Source organism: Falsiroseomonas bella, assembly GCF_003173615.1.
In the GTDB taxonomy this organism is placed as follows: Bacteria; Pseudomonadota; Alphaproteobacteria; order Acetobacterales; family Acetobacteraceae; genus Falsiroseomonas; species Falsiroseomonas bella.
On the sequence record NZ_QGNA01000003.1, the window covers coordinates 378,665 to 397,033 of the forward strand.

Here is an 18,369-nt window from a genome sequence, read left to right on the forward strand (position 1 = left end):
CCCCGGCCCTCCCCTTGCCCGCCGGTCTTAGGCAGGGCGGCCGGGCAAGGGCAGGTGAAACCCTATCCGATTCCGGCGCGTGACGCCGCGGCCAGGCCGTTGCGCACCCGCAGCGCCAGGGTGTCCAGCGGATAGGGCTTGGCGATCACCGCGGCGCCCGCGGGCAGCGCGACCGCGGCGTAGCCGGTGGTGAACAGGATTGGCAGTCCCGGCCGGCGCTCGAGCACCGCTTCCGCCAGGCGCACGCCGTCCATGCCGCCGGGCAGGCCGACATCGGTGATGAGCAGGTGCGGCGCCAGCCCCTCGTCGAGCAGCCGCAGCGCGCTCGGCCCGTCCGGCGCCTCCACGACGCGGTAGCCGAGGTCGCGGAGGCGTTCCGCCGCGGGGGCGCGCACGCCGGTCTCGTCATCCACCAGCAGCAGGGTGGCATTGCCGCCCTCCTGGGGGTTCTGGCCGGTCGTCTCCTCCGCGCGCCCCTGAGCCTCCGGGCGGCGGCCGGTCAAGGGCAGCCAGAGGCGCACCGTCGTGCCCTGGCCCGGCGCGCTCTCGATCCTGAGCGTGCCGCCCGATTGCCGCACGAAGCCATAGACCTGGCTCAGCCCGAGCCCGGTGCCCTGCCCCAGCGGCTTCGTCGTGAAGAAGGGCTCCAGCACGTGCTCCCTCACCTCGGGCGACATGCCGGTGCCGGTGTCGGCGACCGAGAGTTCCAGGAACTCGCCCGGCTCGGCGTCCGAGGAGAGTTCGGCGGCGGTCAGCCGCCGGGCGCGCGTGGCGATCACCAGCCCCCCGCCCTCCGCCATCGCATCCCGCGCATTGATGCACAGGTTCAGCAGCGCGCTCTCCAGCTCGCTCGCGTCGCAGGTCACCACGCCGCGGTCGTCGCAGAGGTCGAGCTCCAGCGCGATCGCCGGCCCGAGGGTGCGGCGGAGCATCTCCGCCATGCCCCGCACAAGCCCATCGGCATCGAGCTGGCGCGGTTCCAGCTGCTGGCGCCGCGCGAAGGCGAGCAGCCGGCGGGTGAGGCCGGCGGCGCGGCCGGTCGCGTCGCGGGCGGCCTCGATGTAGCGGCCGGCCTCCTGCAACCGGCTGCCTTCCATCCGCCGCCGCGCCATGTCGAGAGCGCCGGCGACGCCCTGCAGCATGTTGTTGAAGTCATGCGCGATGCCGCCGGTGAGCTGGCCCACGGCTTCCAGCTTCTGCGCCTGGCGCAGCGTCTCCTCCGCCGCCATCAGCTCGACCGTCCGTGCCCTGACCCGCTCCTCCAGCTCGTCCCTGCCGCGTTCGAGCGCCTCCCGCGCGCGGATCTGGTCGTCCACGTCGGTCGAGGTGCCGAGCCATTCGGAGGGGCCGGCCTCGGCCGCGTCGTCTTCGCGCAGCGGGATGCCGCGGCTGCGGAACCAGCGCCAGGTGCCATCGGCCGCGAAGCGGAGGCGGAAATCGGCGGCGAAGGTGCCCCCTTCGCCAACCGCCCGCCAGGCGTCGAGGATGCGGTCGCGATCCTCCGGATGCACCGCGGCCAGCCAGCCATGGCCCTCGCTCTGCGCGTCGGAGAGGCCGGTGAAGGCGGTCCATTGCGGGCTGGCCCACTGCCACCTTCCCTGCGCCGCGGCGCGCCAGAGCAGGTGCGGCACGCCTTCCACCAGCGCACGGAGATGCCGCTCGCGCCCCGCGAGCTCGCGCGCCATCCGCCGCTCCTCCGTCACGTCCTGGACGATGCCGGCCACCTGGCGGATGGCGCCGTCCGGCCCGCGCACGGGGAAGCCGGTGTCCAGCAGATGCACGATGCGGCCATCGGCGGGCCGTATGACACGGTATGCGATACGGACGGTCTCGCCGGCCAGCGTGCGCGGCATCGCAGTGGCGACGGTGGCGCGGTCCTCTGGATGCACCAGCGCACGCATCGCGTCCATGTCGGCCAGCGCATCGTCGCGCGAAGCGCCGAAGACGGCATCGTAGGCCGGCGAGAGGTATTGCAGCCGCAGCCCCTGCGCATCGGCGATCCAGAGGACGTCGGCCGAGTTCTCCGCGAAGCCGCGGAACCGTTCCTCGCTCTCGCGTAGCGCGGCCGCGGCGCGGGCGCGCTCGACCGCAGCCCAGGTGCGCTCGCCGGTCTCGACGACGAGCGCAACCTCCTCATCGGTCCAGTCGCGCGGCGCCGCGGCATGCACGCCGAGGCCGGCCACCAGGCACCCGTCCTTGATCAGCGGCACGGCGAGCCGCGCCCGGACGCCGAGCCCCCGCCAGACCGCGCGCCATGCCTCGGGCGCCTGCTCCGCCTCGATGTCGCGGATGACGATGGCGCGGCCCGCGCGAAGCGCTTCCATGTCGGGCCCGAACGCCGCGGCCTCGTGCCGGCCGACGAAGCTCGTGGTGCCCGGCGCGCGGTGCTCGCGCTCGACGACCACGTAGTCCTGGCCGTTGTCATGGATGAACTCGGCGTAGAGGGCGCGGTCGGCGGCGAGGCGGCGCCGGAGCAGGCGGGTGGCTTCCTCCAGGATCGCCACCGGGTCGCTGAGAGGCCGCAGCGCGTCGCTGAAGCCGAGCAGATAGGCCTGGCGTTCCTCGCTCGCGCGCAGCGCCTCTTCCGCCCCGCGGCGCGCCGTCACGTCGCTTGCGGCACCGAACCATTCGATAACCTCGCCCGCCGCGTCGAGGATCGGCACGGCGCGCGAGAGCACCCAGCCGGTGCTGCCGTCGGCACGGCGGACGCGATGCTCCAGTTCGAACAGCGCGCGGTCGCGGATCGCGGCCGCGATCGCGTCCTGCAACACCAACCGGTCCTCGGGCAGGATGTAGCGCGCCAGCCAGTCCGCGATCGGCTCCGCCGTGCCGGTGAGGACGTTCCGGCCGTCGAGCTGGTACAGCAGCCGCCAGTCCGGGCTCATGCGGTAGGCCAGGTAGCTCCCCGCCGTCGCCAGGGCGCGGAAGCGCGCCTCGCTGGCGCGCAGCGCGTCCTCGGCGCGTACTCGGTGGGTGATGTCGGTGAACAGCACCGCCACGCGGTTCCGGGGGCGGTCGAGGCTGAAGATGTTGAGGTCGAAGACGCGGTCGAGGACTGGCTCGGCTTCCTGGACCCGGATCGGCTTCCCGGTGTCGAGCGCCTCTCCGTACATCTGCGCCCAGCGCGGGTTCGGCGTGCCGAGCAGTTCGGTCGCAGTCCGGCCGACCGGGTAGGGCATGGAGGTGTGCACCATGAAGGCCTGGTTCACCTCGACGAAGCGGAAGTCGCGCCAGCCGCCCGCCTCGTCGCGGAGGACCTCCACCACCGCATAGGCTTCGTCCATCGATTCGAAGAGCGTGCGGTATTGCCGCTCCTGCTCCTGCAGCGCCGCCTCGGCCGTCTTGCGGTCCGTCACGTCGCGCCAGAACACCGCCAGCGCCCCGTCGGGCGTCGGATAGGCGCGCATGTCGAGCCACCGAGCCTGCCCGTTCTCGAAACTGTAGCAATGCTCCAGCGACACCGGCACCCGCGCCCCCATGGCATGCTCGAGCAGCCGGCCGAGCTCGCTGCCCTTCGTGCCGGGATAGGCCTCCCAGTGCGAGCGCCCGACGATCTCCTCGCGCGGGCGCCCATCCATGCGAAGCGCCTCGCGGTTGTGCTCCAGGATGGTGAAGTCGGGCGAGAGCAGGCCGAACCCTTCCGTCATCCCGTCCAGCACGCCGCGCAGCCGCTCCCCGCTTTCGCGCAGCCCATCCTTGGCGCGCTTGCGGTCCGTGATGTCGTTGAACAGCACGGCGACGCGGCGAGAGCCGGGCCCGCCGAGGCGGAAGGCATGGACGTCGTAGTAGCGCCCGAGCGCCTCGGCGCGGTTCTCGAAGCGCTCCGGCACGCCGGTCAGTGCGATGCGGCCGTAGATCTCGAACCAGTGGGCGTCATGGCCCGGCACCAGTTCGCGGATGCGGCGCCCCATGGCGTCCTGCAGGCCGGTGTGCCGCTCGAAGGCGCCGTTGGCCTCGAGGAAGCGGTAATCCTCGGGCCGGCCCGCCGCGTCGAACAGCATCTCGATGATGCAGAAGCCCTCGTACATCGAGTCGAAGAGCGTGCGGTACTTCGCCTCCTGCGCGCGCGCCTCCGCCTCGGCCGCCTTCCGGGCCGAGATGTCGATGTTCATGCCCATCCATTTGAGGGTTGTGCCGTCCGGGCCTGTCACCGGCGCGGCGCGGGCGTTGGTCCAGCGCCACTCGCCGCTTGCCGCGTGCCGGATGCGGAACTCGGCATCCAGGGGCCGGCGCCCGGCGATCGCGGCATGGAAGGCCTGCCCGGCTGCGTCCCGGTCGTCCGGATGGATGGCCTCCACGAAGCCCTGCGCCAGCCAGGCCTCCACACCCTGCCCGGTATAGGCACGCCAGCTGGGGCTGTCGGCGACGACGCGGCCCTCGGCATCGGTCTCCCAGACCGCCTGCGCAATGCTGCCCACCAGCAGTCGGTGGTGCTCCTCGCTATCGCGCAGGGCCGCCGCCGCGGCCCGCTCCAGGCTGCGGTCGCGCAGCATCCAGAGCACGCCGAACGGCTGATCCTCGTTGTCCGCCCGGAGCGCCATGGCCTCGATGCCAGCCCAGACGACGCCGCCATCCTGGCGCCGGAGCCAACCCTCGCGGGAGAGGCGTTCACCGGCCAGCGCGGCCGCGACGTCGGCGTCCAGCACGCCGCCCGCCTGCCCTTCCGGCGCCACGGCCTCCGCCAGGCTGCTACCCAGCACGGCATTCTCGTCCCACCCCAGCAGCCGGCGGGCGCCGGGATTCCAGGCCAGGACCAGGCCCTGCCGGTCCGTGGTGACGATCGCGCAGTCTATTGCGCTCTCGATGACGGAACGGAGATCGGCCTCGCGCAGGGCGAGGGTGACCTGCCCTTCCGAGAGCGCGGCATTGGCGTGTTCCAGCGCCGTGGAGGCGCTCTGCGCGGCGATCAGCCGCGCCTGGCCCTCGGCGATCCGGCGCCCCAGGGAGATGCCGAGTTCCGCCGCCCGTTCCCAGGCGGCCCGCGCATCCATTTCCGCCGCGGCGGTGCGGACGGCGCTGCCGGCCCGCTCGGCCTCCCCGCGCTCCGCGGCGGCGGCCTCTGCCTCCGTGCTGCGCAGGGCCATGCGGCGGGCGGCGGCCAGCTCGCGGCGCAGCCGCTCCACCTCCTCCCGCAGCTCATCGACGTCGGTCACCGTGCCGAGTTGCTCATCCATGAAGCTGCAGCGGCCTGCCCGGCGAGGTGCCGCCGCGCGCTCCGCGGACCGACCTGCGCCAGGGAAGAGGTGGTCTGCGCGTGGGCATCACTGGCCTCCCCGCCGCGGCGCGCTGGCACCGCAGCAATGGGAGTTTGTCACGAACTCAGGGAGTTGGGACGCCGCCTCGCAGCCATGTGAAGCCGATTCGGCAAGGCAGGCGAAATGAAATGCCCAACGCAGATCGCGCGGCGCATGGGATCACGACGTGATCAGCCGGATATGCTCAGCGCGACATGAGGGGACTTGCGGCAATGGTCGGAGCGGCGGGATTTGAACCCACGACCCCCAGTCCCCCAGACTGATGCGCTACCAGGCTGCGCTACGCTCCGACTGGGCGGGGGCATAGCACCCTGCGCCCGGCGCCGCCAACCCTCCGCCACCGCCGCTTCAGCGGCGCGCGGCGAGCATCCGCAGTTCCTCGGCCAGCTTCTCGAGCGTGGCCAGCGCCTCCCGCAGGGCGAGCGTGGCGGTGTCCGCCTCGTCCTGCTCGGCCTCGTCGCGGTCGGGATGGCCGAGCGGCAGCTCCGGCGCCGCCTCGCCCTCCAGCCCGCCTTCGCGCAGCAGGCGCTGCACGCCCTTGATCGTGTAGCCCTGGGTGTAGAGCAGGTCGGCGATGCGCCGCAGCAGCGCGATGTCCTCGGGCCGGTAGTAGCGGCGCCCGCCGCCGCGCTTCAGCGGCTTCAGGGCGGGGAACTTCGTCTCCCAGAAGCGCAGCACATGCTGCGGGATCTGAAGATCGTCCGCCACCTCGCTGATGGTGCGGAAGGCGGTGGGCGCCTTGCGCGGCCGCGGCCGCGCGCCTTCCGCCTCCTCCGCCTCGGTGTCCTCGGTCATCGCCATGCGATCAGGCATCGTCATCCGGGCCGAAGCTCTGGCCCGGGTTTAGCCGCGCCTTCAGCACCTGCGACGGCCGGAAGGACAGCACTTTGCGCGGCAGGATCGGCACCTCCACGCCCGTCTTCGGGTTGCGGCCGACGCGCTTGCCCTTCTGGCGCACGATGAAGGAGCCGAAGGCGGAGATCTTCACGGATTCGCCCGACGCCAGCGCCGCCGACATGCGCTCCAGCACGGTCTCGAGCAGGGCCGCGCTCTCGTTGCGCGAGAGGCCGACCTGCGCATAGATCGCCTCCGCAAGGTTCGCGCGCGTGATGGTCTTCATCGCAGAGCCCTCATGGAGCGCACCGTCCCAGCGGTTGACACGACCGCAGCGCGTCGCCGCAAGTCCTTCAATCGGTTACAAAAGCGATCTCCGCGCCAGCCGTCAACCGTGCGGTTCGTATCGCCTTCCGCACGCTTTCGTCCACAAATGAGAAAAGCGCCGCAAGCGCTTCTGGAACAAGGGTTTTGTCGCGGCGGGCGATCAGAACCGCGCGAGCGTCGCGCCCCAGGTGAGGCCGCCGCCGATGGCCTCCATCAGCACGAGATCGCCGCGCCGGATCCGCCCGTCCCGCGTCGCCTCGGCCAGCGCCAGCGGGATCGAGGCGGCCGAGGTGTTCGCATGGCGGTCCACCGTGACCACCACGCGCTCCAGCGGCAGGTGCAGCTTCTTGCCCATCGCCTCGATGATGCGGAGGTTGGCCTGGTGCGGCACCAGCCAGGCGACGTCGGCATGGCCGAGGCCGTTGGCGGCCAGCGCCTCGTCCACGGCGGCGGCGAGCTTGGTCACGGCGTGCTTGAACACCTCGCGCCCGGCCATCCGCACCACGCCCGTGCCGCCGGTGGAGCCCGCCCCGCCATCCACCACCAGGATGTCGCCGAAGCGGCCATCGGCATGCATGTGGGTGGAAAGCAGGCCGCGCCCGCCAGTCTCCTCGGCGGCCACGCCGCGCAGGAACACCGCGCCGGCGCCGTCGCCGAACAGCACGCAGGTGCCGCGGTCGGTCCAGTCCAGGATGCGCGAATAGACCTCGGTCCCGATCACCAGCACGCCGCGCGCCTGGCCGGCCCGGATCAGCGCGTCAGCGACGCCGAGGGCGTAGATGAAGCCGGTGCAGGCGGCCGCGAGGTCGAAGGCGAAGCCCCGCGTCACGCCGAGCTTGCCCTGGATGCGCGCGGCGGTGGAAGGGAAGGCGGAATCCGGCGTCGAGGTCGCCACCAGGATCGCGTCCACCTCCTCCACGGCGGCGCCGGCCTGCGCCAGCGCGGCAAGGGCGGCGCGAAGGCCGAGGTCGGAGGCGGTCTCGCCCTCCGCCGCGACATGGCGGCAGCGGATGCCGGTGCGCTCGCGGATCCACGCATCGGATGTCTCGAGGCCCTTCCAGGCCGCGAGTTCGTCATTCGTCAGGGAACGTTCCGGCAGATAGCCGCCGGTGCCCGCGACCAGGGCGCGCAACGCGGGAATCTTCGCCTCCTTCAGCCCGGCGCGTCGGTGAGCCGGGGCGCGGCCTGGGACAGCCGAACGAGCCCCTCGCGGATCCGCTCGTTGAAGCGGTGCGTCACCATGTCCATCGCGACGTCCACCGCATGGGCGAAGCCCAGCGCATCGGTGCCGCCATGGCTCTTCACCACGACGCCATTGAGCCCGATCAGCACGGCGCCGTTGTAGCGTCGCGGGTCCATCCATTCGCGCAGCCGATCCAGCGCCGGCCGCGCCAGCAGGTAGCCGACGCGGGCGGGGATCGAACTGGTGAAGACCTGTCGCAGCAGGTCGCGCATCAGCTTCAGCGCGCCCTCCCCGGTCTTCAGCGCGACATTGCCGGTGAAGCCGTCCGTGACGATCACGTCCACCGTGCCGGCGGCGATGTCGTGCCCTTCGACGAAGCCGCGGAAATTCTCGCCGAACAGGGAATCGCGCAGCGTGTCCGCGGCCTGCCGCACCCGCTCGTCGCCCTTCAGCTCCTCGGAGCCGACATTCAGCAGGCCGATGGTGGGCTTGGTGAGGCCGAGCACGGAGCGCGCGAAGGCGTCGCCCATCACGGCGAATTCCACCAGGTTGCGCGCGTCGCACTGAACATTCGCGCCGAGGTCGAGCATCACCACGTCGCCGCGCGCCGAGGGCCCGATCGCGGCGAGCGCCGGCCGGTCGATCTCCGGCAGCGTCTTCACCACGATCTTGGCCAGCGCCATCAGCGCCCCGGTGTTGCCGGCGGAGACGATGCCCGCCGCCTCGCCGGCGGCGACGGCGTCGATCGCCACGCGCATGGAGGAACCGCGGACGCGCAGCGCCGCGGTCGGCTTCATGTCGCCGGAGATGGCTTCCGGCGCATGGCGCACGCTGCAGGCCTTGGCGGCGCGCTTGCGCCTCGCGAGCAGCGCCCCGAGCCGCGCCTCGTCGCCCACCAGCAGGAAGCGCGCATGGGGATGGCGCTCCGCCGCCAGTTCGAGCCCGTCGAGCACGACATCGGGCGCATGGTCGCCACCCATGGCGTCCACCGCCAGGGAAAAGGCCGGAGAGGCTGGCGGTCCCGCGTCGTCAGGCACCGTCATGACCCCCCTGCCGGCCCCGCCACATCGGTGCGGCGCCCGTCATGCCCGGCTCAGAGACGGACGGTGCCGCTGGCCTTCTCGGCGGAGACCACCTCGCGCCCATCGTAATGGCCGCAATGGGAGCAGACATGGTGCGGGCGCTTGAGCTCGCCGCAGTTCGAGCACTCATGATGCGCCGAGGCGCTGAGGGCGTGATGGCTGCGGCGCATCCCACGGCGGGACGGCGAAACCTTCTTCTTCGGGACGGCCATGGCGCCGAGCCTTTCTCGTCAACGGACTGCAAGATCGGGTGAGCCGCGCGCATTAGCACCGCCCCCCCAGGGCCGCAAGCGGCAACCCGATGCGGCCCGGCAAAGATCATTGTTCGCGCAACTTTGCAAGCTTCGCGAAGGGGTTCGGCCGGGCCGGCGCTTCCTCGGGCGGCGGCTCCTCGTCGAGCACGGGAAGCACCGCGCCCTCGGCACGCGGATAGGGATCGAGCGCCAGCGCCAGCTGCTCGGCCACCGCCTCCCCGAGATCCACCTGGCCGCCCTCGCTCTCGATCTCGTCGGGGCTGTCCGGGTCGTCGTCGGCGGGTTCCTGGCCTTCGGGCAGGATGCGCAGGTCCACCGGCGCCGAGACGCGCTGCGCGACCGGCTCCAGCGTGACGACGCAGGCCTGCTCCACCTCCGCCTCCAGCCGGCCGCGCGCACGCATGGTGCCGCCCGGCTCCGGCTCCAGCCGCAACCGGGCCGAGACGGCGCCGATGCCGAGGATGCCGAAGCGCCGGGCGAGTGCGGCCCGCTCCGCCTCGTCGGCCACCAGCTCCACCTCGCGCCGCTCCGGCACCAGGCGGACGAGGCGGGAAAACTCGGGGGCGGTCATGCGGGCACCGGGGGAAAGTCCACGCGGCCCGCCACGAGCTCGGCGAAGGGCACGCGGTCGAGCGCGGCATCGGCTGCCACCGCGATGGCGGCGAGCCGCGGCGCCGAGCCCTCCGGCGGCTCCCCGCGCCAGACGTTGCGGGCCAGCGCCCCCGCCAGCCCGGCCTCGTCGCCGGTCCGCAGCGCCGCCTCATAGGCCTGGGCGCGGCCGTGAAAGGCCTCCCACATGCGCTTCACGCGCTTGCCGACGGCCAGGTCGCCGACCCCCATCTCCCGCAGGTTCACGTCCATGTCGGCGAACATCGCATCGAACACGGCCTGCGCCAGGTCCTTGGCGCGCGGGTCCGGGTCGCGCGCAATGCGGCACACCAGCAGGCCGGTGTGCAGCGCCACCAGGTCGAAGCGGCCATCCAGCGTGTCGGGCACGCCGAGCTCCGCGAAGAAGACCGGCTGGCGCGCCGCCCCCACGGCCGCGCCATAGAGCGCGAAGCCCGCTCTCTCATGCGGCTTGCGGGTGAAGAGGCCGAGCAGGCCCATGCGACGAACTCCGTGAGCGTGGCCCCCGCAGCCGCGCGGATTGACCGGCGGACGGCGCGATGGCATGCGGCCCAGATGGAGCGCCAACGCAGGATGGTCAACGTGCCGTTCGGAGCCCCGACCGGGCGCCCCTCCCGCTTTCCGTGCCGCCGGGCTCTCCTGGCTGCCGCCGCGCTGACACTGGGCGGGTGCTCGTACCTTCCCACCGCGGCGGTGCCGGGCGTGCCGGGCGCCGGGCTCTTCGAATCGCCGCGGCAGTTCCGCGGCCATGCCGTGACCGAGGAGCAGGTCGGCCAGATCACGCCGGGCGTCTCCTCCCGCGACGATGTCGAGGCGCTGCTCGGCTCGCCCTCCGCCAGCGGCACCTTCGACCCGAGCGAGTGGTATTACATCAGCGGCATCACCCATCAGCGGCCGGCGCGCAACCTGGGCGTGATCGAGCAGAATGTCCTGGTGGTGCGCTTCGATCCGGGCGGCACCGTGCAGGAGGTCCGCCGCCTCGGGATGGAGGACGGCCGCGAGATCCAGATGGTGTCGCGCGTCACGCCCTCGCCGGGCACGGAGCGCAGCGTGCTGCAGCAGCTCTTCGGCAATATCGGGCGCGTCGGCGTGCCCGGAAGCCAGCAGCCGCAGCGTGGTCCTGGCGCCGCGAGCCCGGGCAGCGGCCAGTAGGCCAAGGCCCGACGCGCACGCCGGGCGCTACGCGAGGCGCGGCGCCGGCCGGCTGCGCAGCACCATCACCGCCGCGAAGAGAAGGGCCGGCAGCAGCGCCAGGTTCAGCACGTTCCAGCCGTACCCGGCATGCACCGCGCCCGAGGCCAGCGCGGTGCAGGCGACAGTGCCGAAGACGATGAAATCATTCGCCGCCTGCGCCCGCACCCGCTCCGCCGGCGTGTGGCTTTCGCCGAGCAGCGCGGTGGCGCCGGTGAACATGAAGTTCCACCCCAGGCCGAGCAGCACCAGCGCCACGGTGAAGTGCCCGAAGCTGAGCCCCATCACCGCCACCGCGATGCAGGCGATGTTGAGCGCGGCGCCGGCCGCGATGATGCGCCGGGCGCCGTAGCGCCCGATCAGCCGGCCGGTGAAGAAGCCGGGCGCGAACATCGCGACCGCATGCGCCTGGATCACGGTCGCGCTCGCGGTCACCGCGAAGCCGCAGGCCATCATCTCGAGCGGGGTCGAGGTCATCACCAGGTTCATCGCGCCGTAGCCGATCGCGCCGGCCGCGGCGGCGGTGAGGAAGGCGGGTCGGCGGACGATCTCCCACACCGGGGTCGGGCTCGCCTGCGGCGCCGGCGCGGGCGGCAGGCGCACGAAATGCAGCAGCACCAGGCAGACCAGCGGCAGGCCTGCGAAGATCAGGTAGGTGCCCAGGAACAGGAAGGGCTCCACCATGTCCTTGCTGTGCTTCACCATCTCCGGCCCGAAGATCGCCGCCAGAACGCCGCCGGCCATTACCAGCGCGATGGCGCGCGGACGATAGGCGGGCGAGGCGACCTCGGCGGCGGCGAAGCGGTAGTGCTGGGCAATGCCGAAGCCGATGCCGGCCGGCAGCCCGCCGGCCACGTAGAGCCAGAAATCATGCATCCAGATGCCGGCGGCGAAGATCAGCGTGCCGGTCAGCGCGGCGAAGGCGCCCAGCGTGAACCCGGCCCGGCGCCCGAGCTTCGCGAAGATCACGCCGGCCGGAATCGAAGCGGCCATTGTCGCGACCATCTGCAGCGCGAAAGGCAGCGTCGCGAGCGACTTGTCTTCGGCCAGGCTGTAGCCGATCAGCGCGCTCATCGCGACCTGGCCGACGATGGAGGCGTTCATCGAGGCCTGGCAGAAGAACAGCAGCAGGACGTCGAGCTTCATCCGCTTCTCGGCGGCGAGGGCCTGCGGCCCGGTTCCTGCGATGCTCACGCGAAGTGGCTCCATCCGCCGCGGGGCAGCGGGATGGCGGCCCCTTGCGCATCCAGCACGACCACGCCCTCCCCGTCCAGGAAGCGACCGATGCGCGCCACGGGGGTCTGCGCCGCCTTCGCGGCCGCGAGCACCCGACCGGCATCGGCCGGATCGGCCGCGAAGAGCAGCTCATAGTCGTCGCCACCGGAGAGGATCCGCGGCAGCAGCGCCGGATCGGCCGCCAGCGCGGCGCTGGCGGGTTCAGAGAGAGGGACCGACGGCGCCTCGATCACCGCCCCGCAGCCGGCCGCGCGGGCGAGATGGCCGAGGTCCTGCACCAGCCCGTCCGAGACATCCATCGCGGCGCGCGCGACGCCGGACAGCGCCTGGCCGAGCGCCAGCCGCGGCGCCGGCACGCGGTAGCGCGCGGCGAGGTGCGGGTCGGGCGGCAGGCGGCCGGTCAGCGACAGCAGGCCGAGCGCCCCGTCGCCGATGGTGCCGGAGACCCAGACCTCGTCGCCGGGCCGCGCGCCGGCGCGACGCAGCGCGCGGCCGGGCTCGACCGTGCCGAGGATGGTCAGCGAGAAGGTCGCCGGGCCGGGCGTGCCGACGGTGTCGCCGCCCAGCACCGTCAGCCCGAATTCCGCCTGGTCCGCCGCGAGGCCCGCGACGAATTGCGCGATCCAGGCATCGTCGGTCCCCTGCGGGAAGGCGCAGGTCATCAGGTAGCCGAGCGGCGCCGCGCCCATGGCGGCGAGGTCCGACAGGTTCACCCGCAGCAGCTTGCGGCCGATCGTGTCCGGCGGGTCGTCCGGCAGGAAATGCACGCCGGCGACCATGGCGTCGGCGGCGAGGACAAGCTGGCGGCCGGCGGGGGGATCGAGCAGTGCGGCGTCATCGGAAAGATCGAGCGCGCCGGCGCCGGCGAGCGGGCGGAAATGGCGGGCGATCAGGGCGAATTCGGGGGGAAGCGTCATGTTGGGGAAGGCAGCGCCGCCCCCACCCAACCCTCCCCCGCACTGCGGGGGAGGGCTTCTTCTCCCTCTCCCGCAGTGCGGGGGAGGGTCGGGGTGGGGGCTGATCCCCTACCCCCGCGCGAACTCATCCGCCCGGAACTTCCGCGCCAGCGCCTCCAGCACGCCATTGGCGAATTTCGGCTCGTCGCCGGCGAAGAAGCCGTGCGCGATGTCGAGATACTCGTTGATCACCACGCGCATCGGCGGGTCGTTCTTCTGCATCAGCTCGGCGCCGGCGGCGCGCAGCAGGGCGCGCAGCACGGGATCGAGCTTCTCGAGCGGCCAGTCCTTCGCCAGCACCTCGGCGAGCGCGCCGTCGATCGGCTCGATGTTGCTCGCCGCGGCGCGGACGAGCTTCGCGAAGAGGCGCACATCGGCCTCCGGCACGCGGCCCTCGCCGAAGCTTTCCTCGGCCTCGTTGGGACCGAGGCGGTGGCGGACGAACTGCTCGATCACCGTCTCCGGGCTTTCGCCGGCCTGCTCCGACTGGAACAGCGCCTGCACGGCGGCGACTCGCGCACCGGTGCGCGGGCGCCCGCGCTGGATCTGCGCCTTGCCGCTCATGACGCGAACCGCCGCGCCAGCGCGATCTGCTGCACCAGCGCATGCGCCGCCTCGGCGCCCTTGTTCATGCGGTCGTCGCGGGAGCGCGCGACCGCCTGCTCGATCGTGTCCACCGTCAGCAGCCCGAAGCCGAGCGGCGCGCCGGTCTCGACCGAGAGGTCCATCACGCCCTGGCAGACCGCCTCGCAGATGAAGGTGTAGTGATCGGTCTCGCCGCGCACGACGCAGCCGAGCAGCAGGAAGCCGTCCCAGCCACCCCGGCGCAGCGCCATGCGCAAGGCCGCGGGCAGCTCATAGGCGCCGGCGACATCGGCGACGTCGATGGTCGCGCCGACCTCGGCCAGCACGCCGCGCGCGCCCCGGACCATGCCGCCCACGACATCGGCATAGTAGGGCGCCAGGATCACCAGCACCCGCGGCGCGGGGCCGTCGAGCGCCGCCCGGGCGCGTTCGGGAGAGTCCTTCGTACTCACGCGGAATCCTTCAGGATCGGCCGGCTCTCGACCACCGTCAGCCCATAGCCTTCCAGGCCGACCACAGGGCGGGGGTTGTCGGACAGGCGGATGATGTCGCGCAAGCCCAGATCGGCGAGGATCTGCGCGCCGATGCCGTAGTCGCGCAGTTCGGGCGCCGTGGCCCGCCGCTCGCGCCCGGCGCGGATCGCCTGGGAGAGCCCGTCGGGCCGCCAGTCGCGCAGCAGCACGACGACGCCCCTGCCCTCCGCCTCGATCAGGCGCATCGCGCGGTGCAGCTCATGCTCGACGCGCCCCGCAACGAGGTCCTGCAGCATGGAGGCCGCGTGCATCCGCACCAGCGCCGGCCCGGGCCGCGAGAGGTCGCCCTTCACCAGCGCCAGATGCTCGCCATGGTCGAGGGTGGAGGCATAGACCACCACACGCCAAGTGCCGCCGACGCCCTCCATGGAGCCTTCCTCCACGCGGCGCACCAGGCGTTCGGTGCGGCGGCGATGCGCGATCAGGTCCGCGATGGTGCCAAGCTTGAGGCCGTGATGCTGCGCGAAGGCGACGAGGTCCGGCATGCGCGCCATGGTGCCGTCGTCGTTCATGATCTCGCAGATCACGCCGGCGGGGTTGAGCCCGGCCATGCGCGCGAAATCCACCGCGGCCTCGGTGTGGCCCGCACGCACCAGCACGCCGCCGTCGCGCGCGACGAGGGGGAAGACATGGCCCGGCGTGACGATGTGCTCGCGCCCCAGCTCCGGGTTGATCGCCACCGCGATGGTGCGCGCGCGGTCGGCGGCCGAGATGCCGGTGGTAACGCCGTCGCGCGCCTCGATGGAGACGGTGAAGGCGGTCTGGTGGCGCGTGCCGTTGGACTGCGCCATCAGCGGCAGGCCAAGCTGCTCCACCCGCGCGCGCGTCATCGCCAGGCAGATCAGGCCGCGGGCGTGGCGGGCCATGAAGTTGATGGCGTCGGGCGTGGCGAATTGCGCGGGGATGACGAGGTCGCCCTCGTTCTCGCGGTCCTCGTCATCCACCAGGATGAACATGCGGCCGCGCCGGGCTTCCTCCAGCAGCTCCTCGGCGGGGCTGAGGAATTCGGCGAAGCTGGTCTGCGTCGTCTCGACCTTCACCGCTGGTACTCCCGCAGGCGCGCCACGTAGCGCGCCATCATGTCGATCTCGAGATTGACCCGGCTGCCCGGCTGCAGCGTGCCGAAGGTGGTGACCGCGGCGGTGTGGGGGATGATGTTCACCCCGAATTCGTCGCCCGCCACCTCGTTCACCGTCAACGAGACGCCATCCACCGCGATCGAGCCCTTCGGCGCGATGAAGGGCGCAAGCTCGCGCGGCGCGCGGAAGCGCCAGCGGACGGAGGCGTTCTCCGGCGTGGCGGAGACCACCTCGCCCGTGCCGTCCACATGGCCCGCGACCAGATGCCCGCCAAGCTCGTCGCCCAGCCGCAGTGCGCGTTCCAGGTTCACCCGCATGCCGCGCTTCCACTCGCCGAGCGTGGTCTTGGACAGCGTCTCGGCCGAGGCTTCCACCGCAAACCAGTCGCCGCCAAGCTCCACCACCGTCAGGCAGACGCCGGAGCAGGCGATGGAGGCGCCGATCACCGCCTGCACCGGCGCGGCCAGGAAGCCCGGCGAAGTGCCGATGACCATGCGGTGGTCGTGCCTTCCGCCGATGGGCAGGATCTCGCGCACGGTGCCGAGGTCGGTGACGATCCCGGTGAACATCGGTCAGGCCTCGCGCGGTTCGAATTCGGTGAGCCAGTCGGGCCCGAGCGGACGGGCGGCGACGCGGCGGAATCTGGGCATGGCGGCCAGGACCTCAACCGGCAGGCGGTAGGCCGCCGGCAGCCCGTCCCCGCCCATGACGCCCGGGGCATGGAACCAGGCGAGCCGGTCCACAAGCCCCTCCCGCAGCAGGGCAGCGGCGATGCCGGCGCCGCCCTCGGCCAGCACCCGCGTCACGCCGCGCTGCGCCAGCGCGCCGAGCAGCGCCGTGAGGCTCAGCCCCTCCGGCCCACGGGCGACGGTCGCCACCTCGGCACCGGCTTCCAGATAGGGCGCGAGGGCGGCCGGCTTGTGGCCCGGCACGGTCACCAGCAGGGTCGGATGCTGCCGGGCGGTGGCGAACACGCGTGCGCCGGGCGGGGTGCGCAGCCGCGCATCGGCGATCACCCGCAGCGAGCGGGTGGGCGCCGCGCCGGGCAGTCGGCAGGTGAGGTCGGGGTCGTCCGCCACCGCCGTGCCGGAGCCGACCAGGATCGCATCATGCCGCGCGCGCATGGCGTGCGCCTCCCGCCGCGCCTCGGGGCCGGTGATCCATTGGCTTTCGCCCGCATGGGTGGCGATGCGGCCGTCGAGGGTGGTGGCGAGCTTCAGCGTCACCACGGGGCGGCCCGCGCGGATACGGCGCGAGAAGCCGGCATTGATCGCCTGCGCCTCGGCTTCCAGCAGCCCTTCCTCCACGACGATGCCGGCCGCGCGCAGCATGGCGAAGCCGCGGCCATCCACCCGCGGGTCGGGATCGCGCATGGCGGCGATGACGCGCGCGACGCCGGCGCCGATCAGCGCATTGCAGCAGGGCGGCGTGCGGCCGTGATGGGAACAGGGTTCCAGCGTCACATAGGCGGTGGCACCGCGGGCGAGGTCCCCTGCCCTGCGCAGCGCCTCCGTCTCGGCATGCGGGCGCCCGCCGGGCTGGGTCCAGCCGCGGCCGACCACCGCGCCGTCGCGGACGATGACGCAGCCGACCGCCGGATTGGGCCAGGTATTGCCGAGCCCACGCCGCGCCAGCGCCAGCGCGGCCTGCATATGGGCAAGGTCGGCAGGGTCGGGCACGGAGGTCAGGCGGCGTCGCGGGGGCACATCGCTGTTACTTGGCGCAGCCTGCCCGGAGGCGGAAGGGCCGGGCGCCCGCACGGGCGCCCGGGGCGTCATGCGCCGGCGGGATGGCTCCGGCGGCGGGTGGCGGCGAGGCCTGCAAGACCGAAGCCCAGCAGCATCAGCGACGCCGGCTCTGGCACCGTCGCCGCTGGGCCGAGATCGAAGGTCAAGGTGACGCTCGCTCCACGGGGCCACGAGACGAAATTGTAGTTGAGCGATACACTGTCGGTGGTGAAGCTCACATCCGACGCGACCAGCCCGTCCGATCCGAGCAGCCCGCCAATCGTCTGGCTCGTACTGAAGTTGACCCCCGTGATGACGAGGCCAGGACCGAAATTCAGGTCCCCGACCGTCAGGAGAAAGGGGCTTGTGAGGTTGTGGGGATCAGCAAGCGAGTAGATCCCCGTCATCACGATGGCATCGGCCGTCACGTCAACCGTGAAACCATCTACACCAAATAAGCTGAGGGTGAACTCGATACCGTTGCCGACCACGGCTGTTGCTGCCGGCCCAACAGTCCAGAACGTGTCCGTGGCTGTAACGCTCGTGCCGACCAGGCTCGCGGCCTCGGCCGGCAGGGGAGGCGCCAAAGCCAGACTCGTGGCGAGAAGAAGCGCAAGCTTTCCGTCGTGCATCGTGGTCTCCAGACCGATCGGGCGTGGGCAGGCATGGTGGTCGCGGCGCCCCCTTTGAGCAACCGGAACGTTCCAAGCAAAATCGGCACCACACTGGAGAACCCGCACCGGCGCTGCGTTTTGGCGACCCGGCCGTGTCGGCCTGTAAACTCTGCCGACGGTCGCCGATCCGTCGCGAGTGGACGCCGACGCCGTCAGAAGGGCTCAGAGGGTCGCGGCGTCGGCACTAAACCGTTGAAAGTAAGTCCTTTGTGTCGACGGCCGCGAGCCAGGGCGGCGGCGATGCATAACGGCGAGCGCGTCAACAGGGTTGTAAAGCTCGTCGAGTGCGCCGCCGCCAGTTCGACTCAGCTGCCGTCCATCTGGCCGAGAAAAGCCTGGAAATCCTTGGCCTCGCGGAAATTCCTGTAGACCGACGCGAAGCGGACATAGGCCACCTGGTCCACGTCGCGCAGCGTGTCCAGCACCACGTCGCCGATGCGGCGGCTGGTCACTTCGCTGTCCGCTTCCACCTCCAGCCGACGCTGGATGCCGTTGACGATGCGCTCGATGCGCTCCTCGTCGAAGGGGCGCTTGCGCAGCGCGATGCGCACGCTGCGCGCCAGCTTGTCGCGGTCGAAGGGCACGCGGCGGCCATCGGACTTGATGACCACCAGCTCCCGCAGTTGCACCCGCTCGAAGGTGGTGAAGCGGTTGCCGCAAGCGGGGCAGGACCGGCGACGGCGGATCGAGGCGCCGTCCTCGGCGGGACGGCTGTCCTTCACCTGCGTGTCCTCGTTGCCGCAAAAGGGGCAGCGCATCCTATGGTGCCCTCAGACGGCGGGCGCGCGCATCGGCGCGCTTGCCTTCGCCGCGCAACGGTCGCACC

The 18,369-nt window shown here is 72.2% G+C and carries 18 protein-coding genes and 1 tRNA gene; 1 reads left to right on the top strand and 18 read right to left on the bottom strand.

What is annotated here, in order from left to right; all coding sequences use genetic code 11:
• Positions 1–62 precede the first annotated feature (62 nt).
• The 9 genes from DFH01_RS14365 to DFH01_RS14405 all read right to left on the bottom strand — a co-directional run bounded on the left by DFH01_RS14365 (position 63) and on the right by DFH01_RS14405 (position 10,042).
• Positions 63–5,153, bottom strand: coding sequence for a PAS domain S-box protein (locus DFH01_RS14365; RefSeq protein ID WP_146217062.1), 5,091 nt, complete (start codon positions 5,151–5,153; stop codon positions 63–65).
• Positions 5,154–5,468: 315 nt separating this feature from the next.
• Positions 5,469–5,545, bottom strand: a tRNA-Pro gene (locus DFH01_RS14370).
• 58 nt (positions 5,546–5,603) lie between these two features.
• Positions 5,604–6,074 (bottom strand): MerR family transcriptional regulator, encoded by a 471-nt coding sequence (locus DFH01_RS14375; RefSeq protein ID WP_442899702.1) that lies wholly within the window; start codon positions 6,072–6,074, stop codon positions 5,604–5,606.
• Positions 6,061–6,375: an integration host factor subunit alpha gene (locus DFH01_RS14380; protein WP_109871150.1), complete on the bottom strand. Its 315-nt coding sequence runs from the start codon at positions 6,373–6,375 to the stop codon at positions 6,061–6,063. Before DFH01_RS14380 ends, DFH01_RS14375 begins: the two co-directional genes overlap by 14 nt.
• A 201-nt stretch (positions 6,376–6,576) precedes the next feature.
• Entirely contained in the window at positions 6,577–7,557 is a 981-nt protein-coding gene (locus DFH01_RS14385) for a beta-ketoacyl-ACP synthase III (RefSeq protein WP_109871627.1), read from the bottom strand.
• Between the two features lie 11 nt (positions 7,558–7,568).
• On the bottom strand, positions 7,569–8,642 hold the full coding sequence (plsX, locus tag DFH01_RS14390) for a phosphate acyltransferase PlsX (protein WP_109871151.1): 1,074 nt from the start codon (positions 8,640–8,642) through the stop codon (positions 7,569–7,571).
• Positions 8,643–8,692: 50 nt separating this feature from the next.
• Complete coding sequence (gene rpmF / locus DFH01_RS14395) at positions 8,693–8,893, bottom strand: 50S ribosomal protein L32 (RefSeq protein WP_109871152.1); 201 nt, start codon at positions 8,891–8,893, stop codon at positions 8,693–8,695.
• 106 nt (positions 8,894–8,999) lie between these two features.
• Entirely contained in the window at positions 9,000–9,506 is a 507-nt protein-coding gene (locus DFH01_RS14400; protein ID WP_109871153.1) for a YceD family protein, read from the bottom strand.
• Positions 9,503–10,042, bottom strand: coding sequence for a ubiquinol-cytochrome C chaperone family protein (locus DFH01_RS14405; RefSeq protein ID WP_109871154.1), 540 nt, complete (start codon positions 10,040–10,042; stop codon positions 9,503–9,505). Before DFH01_RS14405 ends, DFH01_RS14400 begins: the two co-directional genes overlap by 4 nt.
• A gap of 213 nt (positions 10,043–10,255) precedes the next feature.
• Between DFH01_RS14405 and DFH01_RS14410 the strand changes: the two genes are divergently transcribed.
• A complete protein-coding gene (locus DFH01_RS14410) occupies positions 10,256–10,714 on the top strand; it encodes an outer membrane protein assembly factor BamE (RefSeq protein ID WP_233256113.1) in 459 nt (152 codons plus the stop codon).
• Positions 10,715–10,741: 27 nt separating this feature from the next.
• Here the strand turns inward: DFH01_RS14410 and DFH01_RS14415 are convergent, their stop codons facing one another.
• From DFH01_RS14415 to nrdR, 9 genes are all read right to left on the bottom strand, one after another.
• On the bottom strand, positions 10,742–11,947 hold the full coding sequence (locus tag DFH01_RS14415) for an MFS transporter (RefSeq protein WP_233256114.1): 1,206 nt from the start codon (positions 11,945–11,947) through the stop codon (positions 10,742–10,744).
• Entirely contained in the window at positions 11,944–12,906 is a 963-nt protein-coding gene (gene thiL, locus DFH01_RS14420; protein WP_109871156.1) for a thiamine-phosphate kinase, read from the bottom strand. Before thiL ends, DFH01_RS14415 begins: the two co-directional genes overlap by 4 nt.
• A gap of 108 nt (positions 12,907–13,014) precedes the next feature.
• On the bottom strand, positions 13,015–13,509 hold the full coding sequence (nusB, locus tag DFH01_RS14425) for a transcription antitermination factor NusB (protein ID WP_109871157.1): 495 nt from the start codon (positions 13,507–13,509) through the stop codon (positions 13,015–13,017).
• Positions 13,506–13,982: a 6,7-dimethyl-8-ribityllumazine synthase gene (gene ribH / locus DFH01_RS14430; protein WP_109871158.1), complete on the bottom strand. Its 477-nt coding sequence runs from the start codon at positions 13,980–13,982 to the stop codon at positions 13,506–13,508. The genes nusB and ribH overlap by 4 nt, the downstream gene beginning before the upstream one ends.
• The gene (ribB, locus tag DFH01_RS14435; protein ID WP_109871159.1) at positions 13,979–15,103 is read right to left on the bottom strand and encodes a 3,4-dihydroxy-2-butanone-4-phosphate synthase; all 1,125 of its coding nucleotides are present in this window, start codon (positions 15,101–15,103) and stop codon (positions 13,979–13,981) included. Before ribB ends, ribH begins: the two co-directional genes overlap by 4 nt.
• Complete coding sequence (locus tag DFH01_RS14440; protein ID WP_109871160.1) at positions 15,100–15,711, bottom strand: riboflavin synthase; 612 nt, start codon at positions 15,709–15,711, stop codon at positions 15,100–15,102. Before DFH01_RS14440 ends, ribB begins: the two co-directional genes overlap by 4 nt.
• Positions 15,712–15,714: 3 nt before the next feature.
• Positions 15,715–16,821: a bifunctional diaminohydroxyphosphoribosylaminopyrimidine deaminase/5-amino-6-(5-phosphoribosylamino)uracil reductase RibD gene (gene ribD / locus DFH01_RS14445; RefSeq protein WP_442899703.1), complete on the bottom strand. Its 1,107-nt coding sequence runs from the start codon at positions 16,819–16,821 to the stop codon at positions 15,715–15,717.
• Positions 16,822–16,916: 95 nt separating this feature from the next.
• Positions 16,917–17,501 carry a PEP-CTERM sorting domain-containing protein gene (locus DFH01_RS14450; protein WP_109871162.1) on the bottom strand — a complete coding sequence of 195 codons (585 nt, stop codon included), beginning with the start codon at positions 17,499–17,501 and terminating at the stop codon, positions 16,917–16,919.
• Between the two features lie 347 nt (positions 17,502–17,848).
• Positions 17,849–18,301 (bottom strand): transcriptional regulator NrdR, encoded by a 453-nt coding sequence (gene nrdR, locus DFH01_RS14455; protein ID WP_109871163.1) that lies wholly within the window; start codon positions 18,299–18,301, stop codon positions 17,849–17,851.
• Positions 18,302–18,369 lie beyond the last annotated feature (68 nt).